Source organism: Mesorhizobium sp. LHD-90, from assembly GCF_030929505.1.
Classification (GTDB): domain Bacteria; phylum Pseudomonadota; class Alphaproteobacteria; order Rhizobiales; family Rhizobiaceae; genus Kumtagia.
The window spans coordinates 135,415-150,817 of record NZ_JAVFVV010000014.1 but is presented as its reverse complement, the minus strand read 5'-3'; the positions used below and the strand labels follow the sequence as shown (position 1 = coordinate 150,817).

Below are 15,403 nucleotides of genomic sequence, written 5' to 3'. Positions count from 1 at the left end.
GCGAACTCCACGCCGTGGGAAGGGAGCGTACAATGGCCAATCTGATCGAGATGTCGAATATTTCGAAGTCGTTCGGCGGCAGCGTTGCCGTCGACCGGGTGTCGCTCGAATTGCTGCCGGGAACCGTGCACGCCCTGATGGGCGAGAACGGCGCCGGCAAGTCGACGCTGATGAAGATCCTGGCCGGCGTGTACCAGCCAGACAGCGGAGAGATCTACAAGAACGGCCAAAAGATCGCGTTCGCCAATCCCAGGGAAGCGCTTGCCTTCGGCATTTCGACGGTCTTCCAGGAACTGTCGCTTCTGACCAACCTCACCATCGCCGAGAACATGTTTCTCGGGCGCGAGCCGGTCACCCGGCTCGGATCGGTCGATTATGCCCGCATGAATGCGGAAACACGCAAGGCGCTTGCCGAACTCGGGCTTGATCTTGATTCCGAAACGCTGGTTTCCGAGTTGTCGATCGCCGAGCGGCAGTTCGTGGAAATCGCGCACGGCATCAAGGCCGACGCAGCCGCCTTTATCCTCGACGAACCCACCGCGGCACTGAACGCGGCCGACGTCGAGATTCTGAACCGGCACATCCGCCGACTCCGCGATGAAGGAAAGGCGATCGTCTACATCTCGCACCGAATGAACGAGATCTTTCAGATCTGCGACACCGTTACTGTACTCAAGGACGGGAAGCTGGTCGGCACAAAGCCCGTGTCCGAATTAACGCCGAGTTCGTTGATCGCCATGATGGTCGGCCGCGAACTCCAGGATCTGTTTCCTGACCGCGGATCGCCGTCCGGCGAAGTCGTTCTCGACGTCAAGCACTTCAAAATCGAGGCCGCATCGATGCCTTTCTCGATCAGCATCGCAAAAGGCGAGATCGTCGCGCTGGCCGGTCTGGAAGGACAGGGCCAGCAGAAGTTGATGCGATCGATCGTCGGACAGTTTCGGCCGTTTGCAGGCACGGTCACGATAAAGGGCAAACCGCTTCCCCTTCCGGTTCCGCAAGGAGGCGGAATTCGACGGCTGCAGGCGGCTGGGGTCGGCTTCGTGCCGGAAGACCGGAAGGAGGAGGGGCTGTTTCTGGGGCTTCCCATCGCACACAACATCGCTATCGGCCTGCATGCACGGCAGGGTGAACTGTCGATCGCGAGGAGCTTTCGCAAGACCGTCGCTGCTACCATGACGGAACTCAACATCAAGGCTGCGAGTGCGGCGGCGGCCGTGAACTCCCTGTCCGGCGGCAATCAGCAAAAGGTGCTCCTCGGCCGATATCTGGCGGCGGACGTCGACATCCTGCTGATCGAAGAACCGACCCGGGGCGTCGACATTGGCGCCAAGTCCGAGATCTACAAGCTGCTTCGGGACTTTGCCAACGCCGGCGGCGCGGTGCTTGTCCTGTCGCGCGAAACCGTCGAACTCATCGGGCTTTGTGACCGCATCTACGTGGTCCACAACAACACTGTCGTTTCCGAACTGCCGGCCGAGAAGGCGACCGAACACGACATTCTCAACGCCGCGTTGAACGCGTGATGCCGGGATCGAAAGCAAAGCCGATGAAGACAAGGCTTTCAAATTTGCTGACGGGAAACCAGAGCCGGCAAGGCCTATGGTTCCTGCCGATGCTGATCGCGGCAGCAATTGCATTCTTCCTTTCTATCCGCACGACCCAGTTCCTGGCGCCGGAGAACCTGTTCAATCTCGTCGCGCAAGCCATGCCGCTCGTCATTACGGCCATCGGCCAGATGTTTGTGGTTGTCGTGGGCGGCCTCGATCTTTCGGTGGGGTCGGTGATCAGCTTCACGACAGCAGTGCTGGCGCTCGGCGCTCCAGATTACATCACCATCCCAGCGGTATTCGCTCTCGCTGCGCTGGTGGGAATGACCAACGGTTTCGTCGTCACGCGGCTCAACGTGCACCCGATCATCGCCACGCTGGCGATGCAGTACATCCTGCTGGGGATCACACGGCTCATGCGTCCGGTATCGGGCGGTACGGTCCCGGATATCGTCATCCGGTCCGTCTCGGGTTCCATTTTTGGCATTCCGATGCCGGTGCTGTGGGGTATCATCGTCATCCTGCTTGCCTGGAAGCTGCTGCACGGATCGCGCTTCGGCTTGCATCTCTTTGCGATAGGCGGCGGCATAGCTGCCGGTACCGAGGACGCGGCCCGCAATTTTGGCGTCTCTGACAAGCGCAAGATCATGCTCGCCTATGTCGCCTGCTCCTGCTTCGCCGCACTCGCCGGCGTGTTTCTGGCCGGGCGGATCGTTTCGGGCGATCCGAATGTGGGGCTGCTGTTCGAACTGGATGCGATAACGGCGGTAGCCATCGGCGGCACACAATTGTCTGGGGGCGTCGGCAGCCTGCACGGCACCGTCATTGGCGCACTGGTCCTGGCGCTGCTCTCCAACGGCATGAACCTGACCAATGTCTCGCCCTTCATTCAAACGGCGATCAAGGGCAGCATCCTGCTTCTCGTGGTCGGGTTGCAGTCCCGCAAGAAGATGGGGCTTTGACGATGGCCGCGCTGTTGAACAGACCTCTTGCGCAACGGATTGTCGGCATTCCGCCGGCCTACTACGTTTTCGCCGCGCTGCTGTTCGTGTTGTGGATCGCCAGGCCCAACATGCTGAACGTGAACGTGATGGGCGTCTTCATCCGTCAGGTTGCGCCCCTCGGCGTACTGGTGCTCGGCCAGCTTCTGGTGATGAAGGTGAAGAGCATCGACCTGTCAGGGGGCGGCATCATCCTCCTCGTCAACTATTTCATCTCGTCTGGCATCTTTGCCGGTGCCTCGCTGGCCTTCTTCATCGCGCTCGCGCTCGCAATCGGGACATTCATCGGACTGTTCAATGGGCTGATGATAGCCAAGCGCCGCGTGTCCGCCGTGATCACCACCCTGGCGGTCAGCATCATTCTCGTCGGCTTCGTGCAATTCCTGTCGAGCGGCAAGCCGCCAGGCGACGTACCGTCAATCTTCGGCGATATCTACAATACCAAGCTCGGGCCGGTGCCGACGCCCGTCATCTTCTGGTTTGCGCTGACATTGGCGATGGCGGCGTTCCTGTCGCGTACCGTGTTTGGCCGCTACGTGATGTCGGTCGGCGAAAGTGCCGAGGCGGCGCATTTCTCCGGAGTGCCCGTCGAGCGCACGGTGATCCTGGCGCACACGCTTGCCGGTTTCATCGCGGGCGTCGCCGCACTCGTCCAGACCGCATCGATCGCCGTCGGCAGCGTGCGCGTGGGGCTCGACTTGCCGATCCTCGCGGTTGCGGCGACCATCCTTGGCGGTGTGGTCTTCGGCCGCGGCGATGGCGGTGTCTGGGGCCCGTTCTTCGGTGTTCTGTCCTTCGCGCTTCTGTTCGTGGTGATGACGGCGTTCGGCATCGGCGAGCCAGGCAAGCTGATCGCGCAAGGTCTGATCATTCTGCTCGCTGCCGTCTTCTACGGCGTGCGGACGGCGAAACTCAAATGACCAAAAGCAATCCCTATCGAGGAGCAGTCGATGACTGAGAGAAGGTCCATACTGTGTTTTGGCGACTCACTGACGTGGGGCTGGATCCCTGTCGAGACCGGCTCGCCGACCCTGCGTTATCCCTATGCCGAGCGCTGGACGGGAGTTGCGGCGGCGCATCTCGGCGAGGGTTACCACATCATCGAGGAGGGGCTCAGCGCCCGCACCACCAGCGCCGACGATCCCAACGATCCGCGGCTGAACGGCAGCCAGTACCTGCCATCGGCGATCGCCAGCCACTTGCCGCTCGATCTCGTCATCATCCTGCTGGGAACGAACGACACCAAACCCTTCTTCAACCGCACGCCCTACGACATCGCTTACGGCATGGCCAAGCTAGTCGGTCAAGTGATGACCGGTGGCGGCGGCATCGGCACAGCCTATCCGGCTCCCCGTTGCCTGGTGGTCGCACCGCCGCCGCTCACCCCCATGCCCCATCCGTATTTCCAGGGAATGTTCGGGGGTGGCCACGAGAAATCGGCCCAACTCGGCCAACAGTACCGAGACATGGCTGATTTCATGAAGATCGACTTCCTCGACGCGGCGGATTTCATCACGACCGATGGATGCGACGGAATTCACTTTACAGCCCAGAACAACCGCGATCTGGGCAAGGCGATCGCCGACAAGGTCATCGAGATCTTTAGGCGCGTCCCGGCCGTCGAGGCTGCCTAACTCCGAAGGGAGGGAGCGGCGTTGTCACGTTATCTGAGGTTGGACGTGAGGGACCACTGGCAGGGATATCAGGCGAGGGCTTGGGTTGCAGCTTTCCATTGCGCCATGGCGTTGAGGCGATGGAGATGGATCTGAAATGCGGGGCGTTGTTTTGAGCGGGCCGGGACGAAGAGATTGCGGAAGGCTGAGAAGATCAAGGTGAAGCGCTGCAGGCTGCCTGGCGAACAGAACCCCTGCATCGCCCGCTCCCGCTTTCGCAACGGCACGTGGGAGTTTTCGGCCCCGTTGTTGAGGCCCTTGTGCGCGCGGTGCTCAACATCCGCCATGGCCTGCCGTTTCGCCGCTCCATAAGAACGCAGCTTGTCGGTGATCATGCGCTTCGGTGCGAGGCCTTGTTTCGGTAGCCGCCCAAAGAAGCATCCAGACGATCCGCAGTCGGGACGAGGCCGAAAAGGACAGGCGAATACGCAGAAAACACCTGTCATGGCGATAGTGCAGCGGCCGAACAACGACACGCCGGACGCCCCGGCGGGCGATGCGCGTGCCGCGGTGATGACCGGCCTTCGTTCCGCGGTGCGGAGCGCGTCATCGAAACGCAGATCACGCCCAATGCCCGCTCGATGAGCGACGGTGCGAAGGCGTTCATGGCCACTGGTGAGAGTTTCGCAGAGCATGAGACCGTAAAGCACTCCAGCGGCGAATATGTTCGCGACGCTATCCACGTCAATTCGGTCGGAGGGAACTGAACTTGCCTGAGGACTTAAACTGGGCGACACTGGGTCTTCGAAAGCCGCTATCGATGATAACGGCGAGCAAAGGGATTCCGACAATGGCACTTGGCATATCAGGCCAGCTTCTTCGCTTGAAATCGAGTGCAGCGACTGTAAGAACAGCTTTGGCTGCTACGGCGCTATCGCAACTTGGAGCTACCTATCAAGCACATGCCGCCGAGGGCTCCTTTGATGAATTTCCGGTCATGGTTCATTGTGAGGTTAGCGGCGTCCACCGTGCGTACTATCTTTCCAAAGTCGACGCGGACGGAGTTGCCATCTATATTACACCCGACAGGCAGGCTGGTACTGTAACCATAGACGGCAAGGCCCAGCCCGTGGGCGGGGAAGGCCCGGGAAGTTGCTCGGGAAAGTCACTCCAGCAACTGCAATCCGCGGGTCAAGCATATTACTTGCAACCACGCTGATTTTTTGGGCGCGCGCTGCATTCTCTTGTTTAGACAATTGGCTATGGCCGCCGTTAGGTCAATAACGTTACACTCGGCCGCCGTAACGGCTTGAGGTTTGGCGCACCCAAGCCATCTGGGAGCCGAGACAAAAGAGGTCGATGTTTTCGGGCCACCCATGCCACAGCATTACTTCCTGAACAGTTCGAACCACGGCTGACCCAGATATCGTCCGCATAACCCGGGGTCACTCGCTATTTGCCCAACTCCTTGATCCAGCAATCGAAGCCGTCGCTGCTTAAGCCTCCACCCTGCGTCGACGGGTTCGCGGCCTTCTGGACGCGCATTCCGCGCGCTTCCGCCGGGCTCAAGCCAAAACGGCTCTTGAAGGCCCGTGAGAAATAGTCGGCACGGGTGAAGCCATATCCTGCGGCGACATCGGACACCTTGCGTGGGTGCTCGCTATCGGCCAAGGCTTGGCGAACCTTGTCCAGACGTCGAGCAAGAATGAATTTTTGGACTCCATGTATGTTCTCAAAAAGGCGGTAAAGCGTCCTTCTCGAAACACCCAGGAACGACGCAACCGAGTCCGGCGAGAGGTTTGGCGAGGAAAGCTCGCGGTCGATATAGTTTTTGGCGCGGCGAAGCAAAACGGCGTCCAGGTGTGGTTGAGCGATTTCCATATTGTTTAAAGAGGGCCTTAGACATGCGACCAGCATGTCGCAGGTAGCACTGGCAAGTTCCTCGCCGCTCGAAGCCGGCAGCCCCGGTAGCCGTTTAGCCAGCAGATCAAAGTAGTCCACCAAGAGTTCGGCAAAGGGTCCGACGGGCACTCGCCCATGCAGCGCAGCTATTCCAGGAAGCCGGCTTTCCAGTTTCTCCCGCGGTACGATCACACTGATCATATCGGAGCGCGGTTCGTGGCTCACCAGCGGCTGGGCCAGATCAACCACGCAAATTTGCCGCGCTTTCCCCTGAACCGGACCGGTTGTGCTTTCGCAGTCCCAACCGCCCAAACGATAAAGTGAGAACTGCAGATGGTCGATCTGATCGCGTCGAATCCGTTGGTCAGAACGCTTGTAGCGCTCGGCGTCGATGCAAGACACGGCCACGATGACGTCCGCAAGTTGGAATGCGTCGACCGTCGCACCAAACCCTCCCAATGCATGTTCGCTTTGGTTCTCCACATCGAAGATGACCGATATGCATTCATGCCACGCATCAAACTGGTCGCGCGGCGCCAGTTCAGAAGTCGAAAAGTGCGTGGAGACGATACCAGTTTGAGACACCGCTGCACCCTGAATCTTCCACCCAGAGCGATCATCTGCTTTTGGCGCGGAGAGTCAACACTTGGCATGCTTGCATGGCTAGTAATAGTCGTCGTTTCGTCCAATAGTGCACGCGGTCAAGGGCTTGGCTGAAGATCGATCCGGGGAGGGAATCATGATCGACTGGTTCGTCAACACGCTGCGCAGTTATCCCGAGATCGCGATTTTCATGTCCCTGGCGATTGGGTACTATTTCGGCTCCTTTACGTACAAAGGTTTGGGTCTAGGGGCCGTAACGGCGACCCTTATCGCAGCCGTGATCATCGGACAGCTTGGGATCACGATCTCTCCGCCGCTCAAGGCGACGTTCTTCCTTATGTTCCTGTTCGCGATCGGCTACGGGGTTGGGCCTCAGTTCGTCAGAGGCATCGCCAAAGACGGCGTGCCGCAGGCGCTGTTCGCGGTGGTTGTCTGCGTGTTCTGCCTTGCCGCGCCCTTCCTCGCCGCCAAGATTGCGGGCTACGACATAGGCTCCGCGGTGGGGCTTTATGCCGGCTCGCAGACGATTTCCGCTTCGATGGGCCTTGCGACGGACGCGATAAACCGGCTTGAACTCCCTCCGGAAGAGGCAAAGCGGCTGCTCGATGCGATGCCGGTGGCATACGCCGTCACCTATATTTTCGGCACCGTCGGTTCGGCGATCGTGCTGGCCCTGATCGGGCCGGCGCTGCTGGGCATCAATCTCGAGGCGGAATGCAAGCGCTACGAGGCGGAGTTCGGCGGCAAGAAGGAGGCGGGTGGGACCGGCACTGCCTGGCACCATTACGAATTCCGAGCGTATCGGGTGCGGGAAGGCGGCAAGGTCGCCGGCAAGACGGCGCGCGACGCCGAGGCGCTTCTTCCCGAGCATCGCGTGTTCATAGAGCGCATCCGGCGCAACGGAAAGGTCGAGGACGCCACGGCCGACACCGTGATCCAGGCGGGTGACGTCGTGGCGGTGGCAGGCCGCCGCGACGTGCTGGTGGATTTGATCGGACACGAGGCCGAAGAGGTCGAGGATCGTGAGTTGCTGGCTGTGCCCGCTGAGGGCGTCGATGTGCTGGTGATCAACAAGCAGGTCGACGGAAAAACGCTGGTCGAGCTGGCGAAAATGCCGGCGGCGCGAGGCGTGTTCCTGCGCAAGATCGTGCGCGGTGCCACCGCGACCGAGATCCCGATATTGCCGAACACGAAAATACATCGCGGCGACATTCTAACCGTCGTTGGGCGGACCCAGGACACCACCGCGGCCGCAAAGGCCATCGGCGTGATCGATCGCCCCAGCGACATCGCCGACGTGGCCTTCATCGGCGCGGCGATCACCATCGGCGCACTGGTCGGCGCCTTCGTCTATAAGGTCGGGGATGTGCCCCTGACGCTGTCTACTTCAGGCGGAGCCCTGATCTCGGGATTGTTCTTTGGCTGGCTGCGTTCGGTGCATCCAACCTTTGGTCGAATTCCCTCATCCACCGTCTGGTTTATGAACTCGGTCGGCCTGAATGTCTTTATCGCCGTGGTCGGCATCTCATCGGGGCCGGGCTTTGTGGCCGGCCTTCGGGAACTTGGGTTCAGCCTGTTCCTCTGGGGTGTTGTCGCTACGACCGTTCCCCTGGTGCTGGCGATGTACGTCGGAAAATACGTCTTCCGGTTCCATCCCGCGATTCTGTTGGGGGCCTGTTCGGGCGCGCGCACGACGACTGCGTCGCTGGGCATGATCAACGACCGGGCCAAAAGTCAGATACCCGGGCTGGGATACACCGTTACCTATGCGGTCGGAAACACGCTCCTGACTGTTTGGGGAATGGTTCTTGTCTTACTCATGACCTAGACGCGGCGCGCGGATAGGTTAGTCAGATAGAGAGGACGAAATGGCACAGAAATCTTCTGCAGAGACTGTTTCGGTTTCCACTCCCGAGCAGCGGCTGACGCCTTACGACGAGTTCAACATTCCCATACCGCGCGAGGAATTTCCGGAGCAGGGAATGTCGGCCCGGGCGGCGCTGGCGTTAGTGAATTCAGAGTGCTGGACCGATGCCAATCCGATGCTCAACCTGTCGTCCTTTGTCACCACTTATATCGAGCCGGAAGCCAAGGAACTCGCTCTCCAGCATTTTCACAAAAATTTCGCTGATCCGGATATGTATCCGCACACGAAGGGAACCGAATTCCAGTGCGTGAAATGGCTGCACGACCTTTGGAATGGCCCCAAAGATGCCACACCCTACGGTTCCGCCACGATCGGCAGCAGCGAGGCCTGCATGCTCGGCGGCCTGGCGCATAAATGGAACTGGCGCGAGGCCCGCGAGAAGGCCGGCAAGGATACCAGCCGCCCCAACATGGTGACCGGTGGCAACGTCCAGATCGTCTGGAAGAAGTTCCTGCGCTATTTCGACGTCGAACCTCGCATCGTTCCGCTCAGGCCTGGCAACTACCGCCTGACCGCCGAACATCTCGATAAATATGTCGACGAGAACACGATCTGCGTGGTGGCGATCGCCGGACAGACTTTTACGGGCGAAGACGATGACATCCAGGAGATCCACGACTGGCTTGACGCCTATGAGAAGAGGACCGGCATCTCGATTCCGATGCATATAGACGGCGCGTCGGGTGGATTCATCAATCCGTTCCTCTACCCGGACTACAAGTGGGACTTCCGATTGCCTCGGGTGCAGTCGATCAATGCGTCGGGTCACAAATACGGGCTCGTGCCGCCCGGCCTGGGATGGGTGGTGTTCCGCGACCGCAAGATATTCAACGAGAAGCTGGTGTTCTACGTCAACTATCTCGGCGGAGAGGCGGCGACAGCTACGCTGAACTTCAGCAAGGGCTCCGCTGCGATTATCCTCCAGTATTACCAGATGCTGCGCTTGGGGCGCGACGGCTATACGCGCGTCATGCGGCATGCGGTCGAGAATGCCGGGTATTTACGCAATCGACTGGTCGATAGTGGCTTCTTCAAGATCATGAACGAAACGCAGCGCATACCGGTGGTGGCGTTGACGCTCGACAAGACCAAAGCGAAGAACTTCAACGAATTCGATGTCTCGGCCAAGGTGCGGGAAAAAGGCTGGGTGCTTGCTGCCTATTCGATGCCGGCAGATGCGCAATCCGTCAACAGCCTCCGGATCGTCATTCGACCGCACATCAATCGCAATACGGTGGAAAACCTCGCTGACGACATTGAGCGGGCGTGCGAGTTCCTGAGCAAGCATGGCGGCAATGTCAAACCGCCGGAACTGCACGACCCGTACAAGACATCGCCGGTCAAATGCTGATGCTGGCGATTTTTGCAGAATGATCTTCATGGCCAATGCCGAAGCATTGGCCATTTTTGCTTGGAAAGGGATCATCATGGCACGCTATGTTGGAACAACAGCGATTTTTGGTCCTTTACTGACGGTGATGCTGGCACAGTCAGCCTCCGCGGCCGACGCTGCCTTGCCGCAAGAACCGGCCGCTCCCGCCACCGAAACCCGGGAGACGCTGTTTCCCAAACTGCGCTGGGGCGATGACCGACATTATCTTGAGTTTTACGCCCAGATAAACAAGGGGCTACTGGTCTTTGACGACGGCGGGTCGACCTTGGGCTATTTCCCGGTCGACAACGGCAATTCGTCATCACGCGCCGGACTGCGCGGCTACACCACTCTCGATGAATACTGGTCGCTTGGCGCCAATCTCGAATGGGAATGGAACCCTTATTCGACGAACAATGTGAACCAGTTCAATCGAGACGATTTCGATTGGGAAACCGATTTGCTTAGAAAGGCCGAGATCTACCTGGAATCCGAGCAGTACGGCAAGGTGTGGCTGGGTCAAGGCAGCATGGCCTCTGACAATACGGCGGAAGTCGATCTCTCCGGCACGACTGTTGTCGGCTATTCGCTTGTGGCGGACATGGCTGGCGGACCGTTCTTCCGTCTGGATGAAGGGGAGTTGTCGTCTGTGCACGTGAAGGACGCGTTTACGAATTTTGACGGCGTGAGCCGCAAATTCCGCGCCCGGTACGACACGCCGTCGTTCAATGGCTTCAGCCTTGCAGCCTCCGTAGGGACCCAACTGGTACCTGTAGAGACAGACATCACCGTCTGGGACATTGCGGCGCGATACGACAACACGTTCGGCGACTACAAGTTTGCCGCAGCCGTCGCGTTTTCACAGCCCAACCGCGACGAGGGCCTTTATGACGGGTCGTTTTCCATCCTGCATGAGCCGACAGGTCTGAGCCTCACGCTTGCGGCCGCCTATTCCGACGAGGAAGTTGCAGACGGGCGCTACGGCTACGTGAAGCTGGGTTATCAGGAAGACTTCTTCGAAGTAGGAAAGACGGCTCTTTCGGTCGATGCCTATTTCGGCCGAGACATCGCAGCCCTCGACAGCGATAGCACTTCATTCGGCGCGCAGATCGTCCAGAACTTGGACTATCTCCAGACTGAATTGTACCTGGGTGTCCGTTCCTACTCCTATGACGAAGAGATCGAGGATTTCCAGGACAGCGTCGCCATGCTGGCGGGCGCCCGAATGAAGTTCTGAGCTTAAGAACCAAGCGGGCATCAAAGTCCCGCACATGATTAGCGTGACCGTATAGAACGCAGCAGCCGATAAAAATCGCTGCAAGTACGAGGAGAAGTTCGATGGCGACGACGATCGACTACCGTGAATACGAGAAGATGAGCCCGTTCGAGATCAAGGATGGGTTGATGAAACTTGCCAAGCGAAGTGCGCAAAAATCCGCGCACGCCCTGCTAAATGCGGGGCGCGGAAATCCCAACTGGATTGCTACCGCACCGCGTGAAGGCTTTTTTCTGTTTGGGCAGTTTGCGCTGACCGAATGCCGGCGCTCGATGGACGATCCGAAGGCTGGTCTCGCCGGGATGCCCCAGATGAACGGGATAGCCGCCCGCCTGGAAAATTGGCTTGAGAAGCATTCCGACATCGCCGGCGCCGATTTCATCTCGAAGATGGTGGAGCATGGAGTGAAGCTGTTCGGCTTTGATGCCGACGCGTTCGTACATGAACTCGCCGACTCGATCATCGGCGACAACTATCCGGTTCCAGACCGTATGCTCGTTCACGCCGAGCAGGTAGCGCACCGCTACCTGATGTGGGCTATGGGAGGCGACACTAAGCAATCCGGCAGGTTCGACCTCTATGCCGTCGAAGGCGGCACGGCCGCCATGTGCTACATCTTCAAGTCGCTGATGGCCAACCGCATCCTGAAGAAAGGCGATACCATCGCGATAGGCACGCCGATCTTCACACCCTATATCGAAATCGCCGAACTCGAGGACTACGCGTTCAAGGCGGTGCACATCCGAGCGACGCAGGAACATCGCTTCCAGTATTCCGACGAGGAGATCAAGAAGCTCGAGGACCCGAAGATTAAGGCATTCTTCGTGGTCAATCCGGGAAATCCAACTTCGATGGCGATCGATGCCGCGACGCTGAAGAAGCTCGTTGACCTGGTAAAGACGAAGCGCCCGGATCTCATCCTGCTCACGGATGATGTGTATGGGACGTTCGTGCCGAATTTCCGGTCACTGCTGGTGGAGTTGCCGTACAACACAATCGGCGTCTACTCCTACTCCAAATATTTCGGCTGCACCGGGTGGCGCCTGGGGGTCATTGGTATCCACGAGAAGAATATCCTCGACGACACGATCGCCAAGCTTCCAGCCAAGGAACTGGAGGCCCTGGACAAGCGCTACATTTCCATCACGCTCGAACCGCGAAAGCTCAAGATGATCGACCGCATTGTGGCCGACAGCCGGGACGTGGCGCTCAACCACACCGCCGGTCTTTCGTTGCCGCAACAGGTGATGATGACCATGTTCTCCATGAGCGAGTTGATGGATACGGAGAAGGTTTATCAGAAAGCCTGCATGGATATCTGCAAGCGCCGTGTCGACAGCCTGCTCGAAGGACTCCCTTTGGATGTTCAGCCCAACGCGAATTTCGCGGCATACTACGGAACCCTCGATTTCGAGTTCTGGCTGCGGAAGTATGTAGGCGAGGAAATGGTGGAATGGTTGAAGCAGAATGTTCATCCGCTCGATCTTGTTTATCGCCTTGCGGAAGATCATTCGATCGTGCTGCTCAACGGAGGCGGGTTCGATGCTCCCAATTGGAGCGTGCGCGTCTCTTTCGCCAATCTCCAGGACGACGTCTATGACGACATAGGCCGCGCCGTCCGTGCCGTGGCGCGCAGCTACGTCGACACCTTCCAGGCTGTGCAAAAGAAATAGATTGGCAATCGCCATTGTAGGAACAGGAACAACCAGATGACCAATTGTTCCAGGTTCGGCCTCGTTTCAGTTGGTCTCGCTGCCCTGCTGATGCTTTCGTCGCCGGTGGGTGAGCCGGCCTATGCCCAGGCACCCACGCCGACCCCACGGCCGGCGACGGACGGTGACTCGGCAGCGGGCTCTGAGGAGTCTGCTCCTCTCACGCTCGACGAACTGAAGGTCCTGACGGCGCCAATAGCGCTTTATCCCGACGATCTCGTCGCACTCACCATCGCGGCTTCACTCTATCCGCTGCAGATCGTGCAAGCCGCCCGCTTCCTTGACGAAAAGGAAAAATCGCCTGACCTCGAGCCGAGCGACAAGTGGGACGGCAGCGTGATTTCGCTGCTCAACTATCCCGACCTCGTCAAGAAGCTGAACGACGATCTCGAGTGGACCGAGCAGTTGGGGAATGCGGCCGCCAACCAGCAGAAGGATTTGCTCGTCGCTATCCAGCAGTTGCGCGACGAGGCGGTGGCCAAGGACTACTTGAAGACGACGGAGCAGGTGCAGGTCGTCAACGAAGGCGACAATGTCGTGATCCAATCTGCCGATCCGCAGACGGTCTACATCCCGACCTATCCCCCCGAGATGCTTTACGAGCCCGACTACGTCATAGCGGGCGACCCGATCGTCTACGACCCGTACCCTTCCTACTACTTTCCGACGGCGCCCTACTGGCCGGCGCTCGTGACCGGTGCGATCTGGGCCGCCGCGGTCGACTGGGACGATTGGGGCACCTGGGGTGGCGACGTGGATATCGATGTCGACATTGGCGACAACATCGATATCGATTTCGACAATATCGACATCGACAACATCGACATCGACAAGCTGAGGGATCTCGATCTCAAGAACATTGACCGCGACAAGATCAATCTCAAGAACGCGAATATCGACCGCGACAAGCTCAAGCAGAATTTGAAGGGCAAGGACTTCAACAATATAGCGAAGAAGGCCAAGGACCGCGCCGGACCGGGAAAGCGCCGGGAGCCGGGCACTCTTCAGGCACGGGCGCATGATCTCAAGGGCAAGGACGTGCGCAAGAACGTCGCCGAGGGCCTAAAGCAGCATCCGAACGCCAAGCTGCCGAAGCCCGGGAACAGGATCCCTGATGCGAAGCGCATTTCCGATCAGCATAAGAAGGCCACATCGGCGGTCAACAAGCCTGCCGCAAAAAAGGTTGCGCAGAAGCGGGCCAGCAAGCCGAAACCTGGCGCGCGCGTGGACAACCGTCCGCGCAAGCCGTCGGCGATGGGGAATCACCGGCCCGGCAGGGTTGCGACCAACCATTCGAACCGCGGCGCCTATAGCCGGGGTGGCGGCCATCGCCAGATGAGCCGGGGTGGTGGCGGGCGCCAGATGCACCGGGGAGGCGGCGGACGGGGAGGCGGAGGCCACAGGGGCGGAGGAAGGCGCAGATAACGCCGCTGCTTGTTGCACCTTACAGGAACACGACCATGAACCGGTACTTCGTTACAGCAACTCTCGCACTCTCGCTCAGCGTTCCCGCGCTTTCGGCCGGCAGCACCCAGGAAGCAGAACCCAGCACGGTGAAGGATTTCGAGTCTTTTGTCGGGGAGGAGCCCCCGACCTTCGCGACTGTCGAGGAACTCGTAGAAGCGTTCCGCAAGGACCTCGCCGCCAATGACAAGGAGGCGGTGGCGTCGCTCCTGGGCCTTGCCCCTGCCGAGGTGATGAAATCCAAGGAGATCGACGAGAGCTTCGCCGAGATCAGGGAGGCCGCGGCGGTGTCGATTGCGGTCAAGGAGACCGATCCCGACCTCAGGACTCTTGTTCTAGGCGACAAGCTGTGGCCGTTTCCATTCCCGGTCGTGCAGGCAGAGGGCAAGTGGGCGTTCGATACCATTGCCGGACTGGAAGAAGTCATCAATCGCCGCATCGGCGATAATGAACTGACCACCGTCGCGAATTTGCGTGCTTATGTCGACGCCCAGGAGGACTATATGGAAACCGACTGGGACGAGGATGGCGTCGGCGAATATGCTCAGAAGCTGATCAGCACTCCCGAAACATATGACGGGCTTTATTGGGAACCCGGCGATGGCGTTCCGGAAAGCCCATTTGGTTCGCTGATCAGCCAGGCAGAGTTGGCGACTGCCGCCGGGGACGGCTATTTCGGCTACCGTTATCGCATACTGAACGGCCAAGGCGCTAACGTCGCCGGCGGCCAGCATGACTACGTCATCAACGGCAACATGATCGGCGGCTTCGCCTTGCTGGCCGCCCCTGCTCAGTATGACCGCACAGGCATCATGACCTTCGTCGTGAACCAGTACGACACCGTCTACGAAAAGGACTTGGGGCCGGGCACGGCGGCGCTCGCCGAAAAAATCACGGCGTTCGACCCCGACGACGGCTGGGCCGTGGTCAACGATCCGGGCGATTGAATTCTGCCACCAGTCGGCGGTCACGAACGAAAAGAA

11 protein-coding genes and 2 pseudogenes are annotated in these 15,403 nt (G+C 59.3%); 11 read left to right on the top strand and 2 right to left on the bottom strand.

Annotation, left to right across the window (positions count from 1 at the left end):
• The first annotated feature begins 32 nt into the window (after positions 1 to 32).
• The 4 genes from RB623_RS20240 to RB623_RS20225 all read left to right on the top strand — a co-directional run bounded on the left by RB623_RS20240 (position 33) and on the right by RB623_RS20225 (position 4,185).
• Positions 33 to 1,526 carry a sugar ABC transporter ATP-binding protein gene (locus tag RB623_RS20240; RefSeq protein ID WP_308058758.1) on the top strand — a complete coding sequence of 498 codons (1,494 nt, stop codon included), beginning with the start codon at positions 33 to 35 and terminating at the stop codon, positions 1,524 to 1,526.
• Between the two features lie 89 nt (positions 1,527 to 1,615).
• A complete protein-coding gene (locus RB623_RS20235) occupies positions 1,616 to 2,512 on the top strand; it encodes an ABC transporter permease (RefSeq protein WP_308058757.1) in 897 nt (298 codons plus the stop codon).
• Positions 2,513 to 2,514: 2 nt separating this feature from the next.
• Positions 2,515 to 3,471, top strand: coding sequence for an ABC transporter permease (locus RB623_RS20230; RefSeq protein WP_308058756.1), 957 nt, complete (start codon positions 2,515 to 2,517; stop codon positions 3,469 to 3,471).
• 30 nt (positions 3,472 to 3,501) lie between these two features.
• Positions 3,502 to 4,185, top strand: a complete 684-nt coding sequence (locus tag RB623_RS20225) for an SGNH/GDSL hydrolase family protein (RefSeq protein WP_308058755.1) — start codon at positions 3,502 to 3,504, stop codon at positions 4,183 to 4,185.
• A gap of 68 nt (positions 4,186 to 4,253) precedes the next feature.
• Here the strand turns inward: RB623_RS20225 and RB623_RS20220 are convergent.
• A pseudogene (locus tag RB623_RS20220) lies at positions 4,254 to 4,589 on the bottom strand (DDE-type integrase/transposase/recombinase); the annotation flags it as partial.
• A gap of 10 nt (positions 4,590 to 4,599) precedes the next feature.
• Between RB623_RS20220 and RB623_RS20215 the strand changes: the two are divergent.
• Positions 4,600 to 4,925, top strand: a pseudogene (locus RB623_RS20215) (transposase); the annotation flags it as partial.
• A 691-nt stretch (positions 4,926 to 5,616) separates the two neighbouring features.
• Here RB623_RS20215 and RB623_RS20210 read toward each other — a convergent pair.
• A complete protein-coding gene (locus RB623_RS20210; protein WP_308058754.1) occupies positions 5,617 to 6,651 on the bottom strand; it encodes a helix-turn-helix domain-containing protein in 1,035 nt (344 codons plus the stop codon).
• Between the two features lie 154 nt (positions 6,652 to 6,805).
• Between RB623_RS20210 and aspT the strand changes: the two genes are divergently transcribed.
• From aspT to RB623_RS20180, 6 genes are all read left to right on the top strand, one after another.
• Entirely contained in the window at positions 6,806 to 8,497 is a 1,692-nt protein-coding gene (gene aspT, locus RB623_RS20205; protein WP_308058753.1) for an aspartate-alanine antiporter, read from the top strand.
• 40 nt (positions 8,498 to 8,537) lie between these two features.
• Positions 8,538 to 9,947, top strand: coding sequence for a glutamate decarboxylase (locus RB623_RS20200; protein WP_308058752.1), 1,410 nt, complete (start codon positions 8,538 to 8,540; stop codon positions 9,945 to 9,947).
• 19 nt (positions 9,948 to 9,966) lie between these two features.
• Positions 9,967 to 11,205 carry a porin gene (locus RB623_RS20195; RefSeq protein ID WP_308058751.1) on the top strand — a complete coding sequence of 413 codons (1,239 nt, stop codon included), beginning with the start codon at positions 9,967 to 9,969 and terminating at the stop codon, positions 11,203 to 11,205.
• 101 nt (positions 11,206 to 11,306) lie between these two features.
• A complete protein-coding gene (locus tag RB623_RS20190) occupies positions 11,307 to 12,917 on the top strand; it encodes a bifunctional aspartate transaminase/aspartate 4-decarboxylase (RefSeq protein WP_308058750.1) in 1,611 nt (536 codons plus the stop codon).
• A 36-nt stretch (positions 12,918 to 12,953) separates the two neighbouring features.
• Positions 12,954 to 14,381, top strand: coding sequence for a DUF3300 domain-containing protein (locus RB623_RS20185; RefSeq protein ID WP_308058749.1), 1,428 nt, complete (start codon positions 12,954 to 12,956; stop codon positions 14,379 to 14,381).
• Positions 14,382 to 14,416: 35 nt separating this feature from the next.
• Positions 14,417 to 15,367, top strand: a complete 951-nt coding sequence (locus RB623_RS20180) for a DUF2950 family protein (RefSeq protein ID WP_308058748.1) — start codon at positions 14,417 to 14,419, stop codon at positions 15,365 to 15,367.
• Positions 15,368 to 15,403 lie beyond the last annotated feature (36 nt).

Excerpts from the sequence above, each read along its gene's own strand:
- aspT (WP_308058753.1), top strand. The coding sequence starts at position 6,806 with ATGATCGACTGGTTCGTCAACACGCTGCGCAGTTATCCCGAGATCGCG.
- RB623_RS20240 (WP_308058758.1), top strand. The coding sequence starts at position 33 with ATGGCCAATCTGATCGAGATGTCGAATATTTCGAAGTCGTTCGGCGGC.
- RB623_RS20225 (WP_308058755.1), top strand. The coding sequence starts at position 3,502 with ATGACTGAGAGAAGGTCCATACTGTGTTTTGGCGACTCACTGACGTGG.
- RB623_RS20230 (WP_308058756.1), top strand. The coding sequence starts at position 2,515 with ATGGCCGCGCTGTTGAACAGACCTCTTGCGCAACGGATTGTCGGCATT.
- RB623_RS20200 (WP_308058752.1), top strand. The coding sequence starts at position 8,538 with ATGGCACAGAAATCTTCTGCAGAGACTGTTTCGGTTTCCACTCCCGAG.
- RB623_RS20235 (WP_308058757.1), top strand. The coding sequence starts at position 1,616 with ATGCTGATCGCGGCAGCAATTGCATTCTTCCTTTCTATCCGCACGACC.
- RB623_RS20185 (WP_308058749.1), top strand. The coding sequence starts at position 12,954 with ATGACCAATTGTTCCAGGTTCGGCCTCGTTTCAGTTGGTCTCGCTGCC.
- RB623_RS20195 (WP_308058751.1), top strand. The coding sequence starts at position 9,967 with ATGATCTTCATGGCCAATGCCGAAGCATTGGCCATTTTTGCTTGGAAA.
- RB623_RS20190 (WP_308058750.1), top strand. The coding sequence starts at position 11,307 with ATGGCGACGACGATCGACTACCGTGAATACGAGAAGATGAGCCCGTTC.
- RB623_RS20180 (WP_308058748.1), top strand. The coding sequence starts at position 14,417 with ATGAACCGGTACTTCGTTACAGCAACTCTCGCACTCTCGCTCAGCGTT.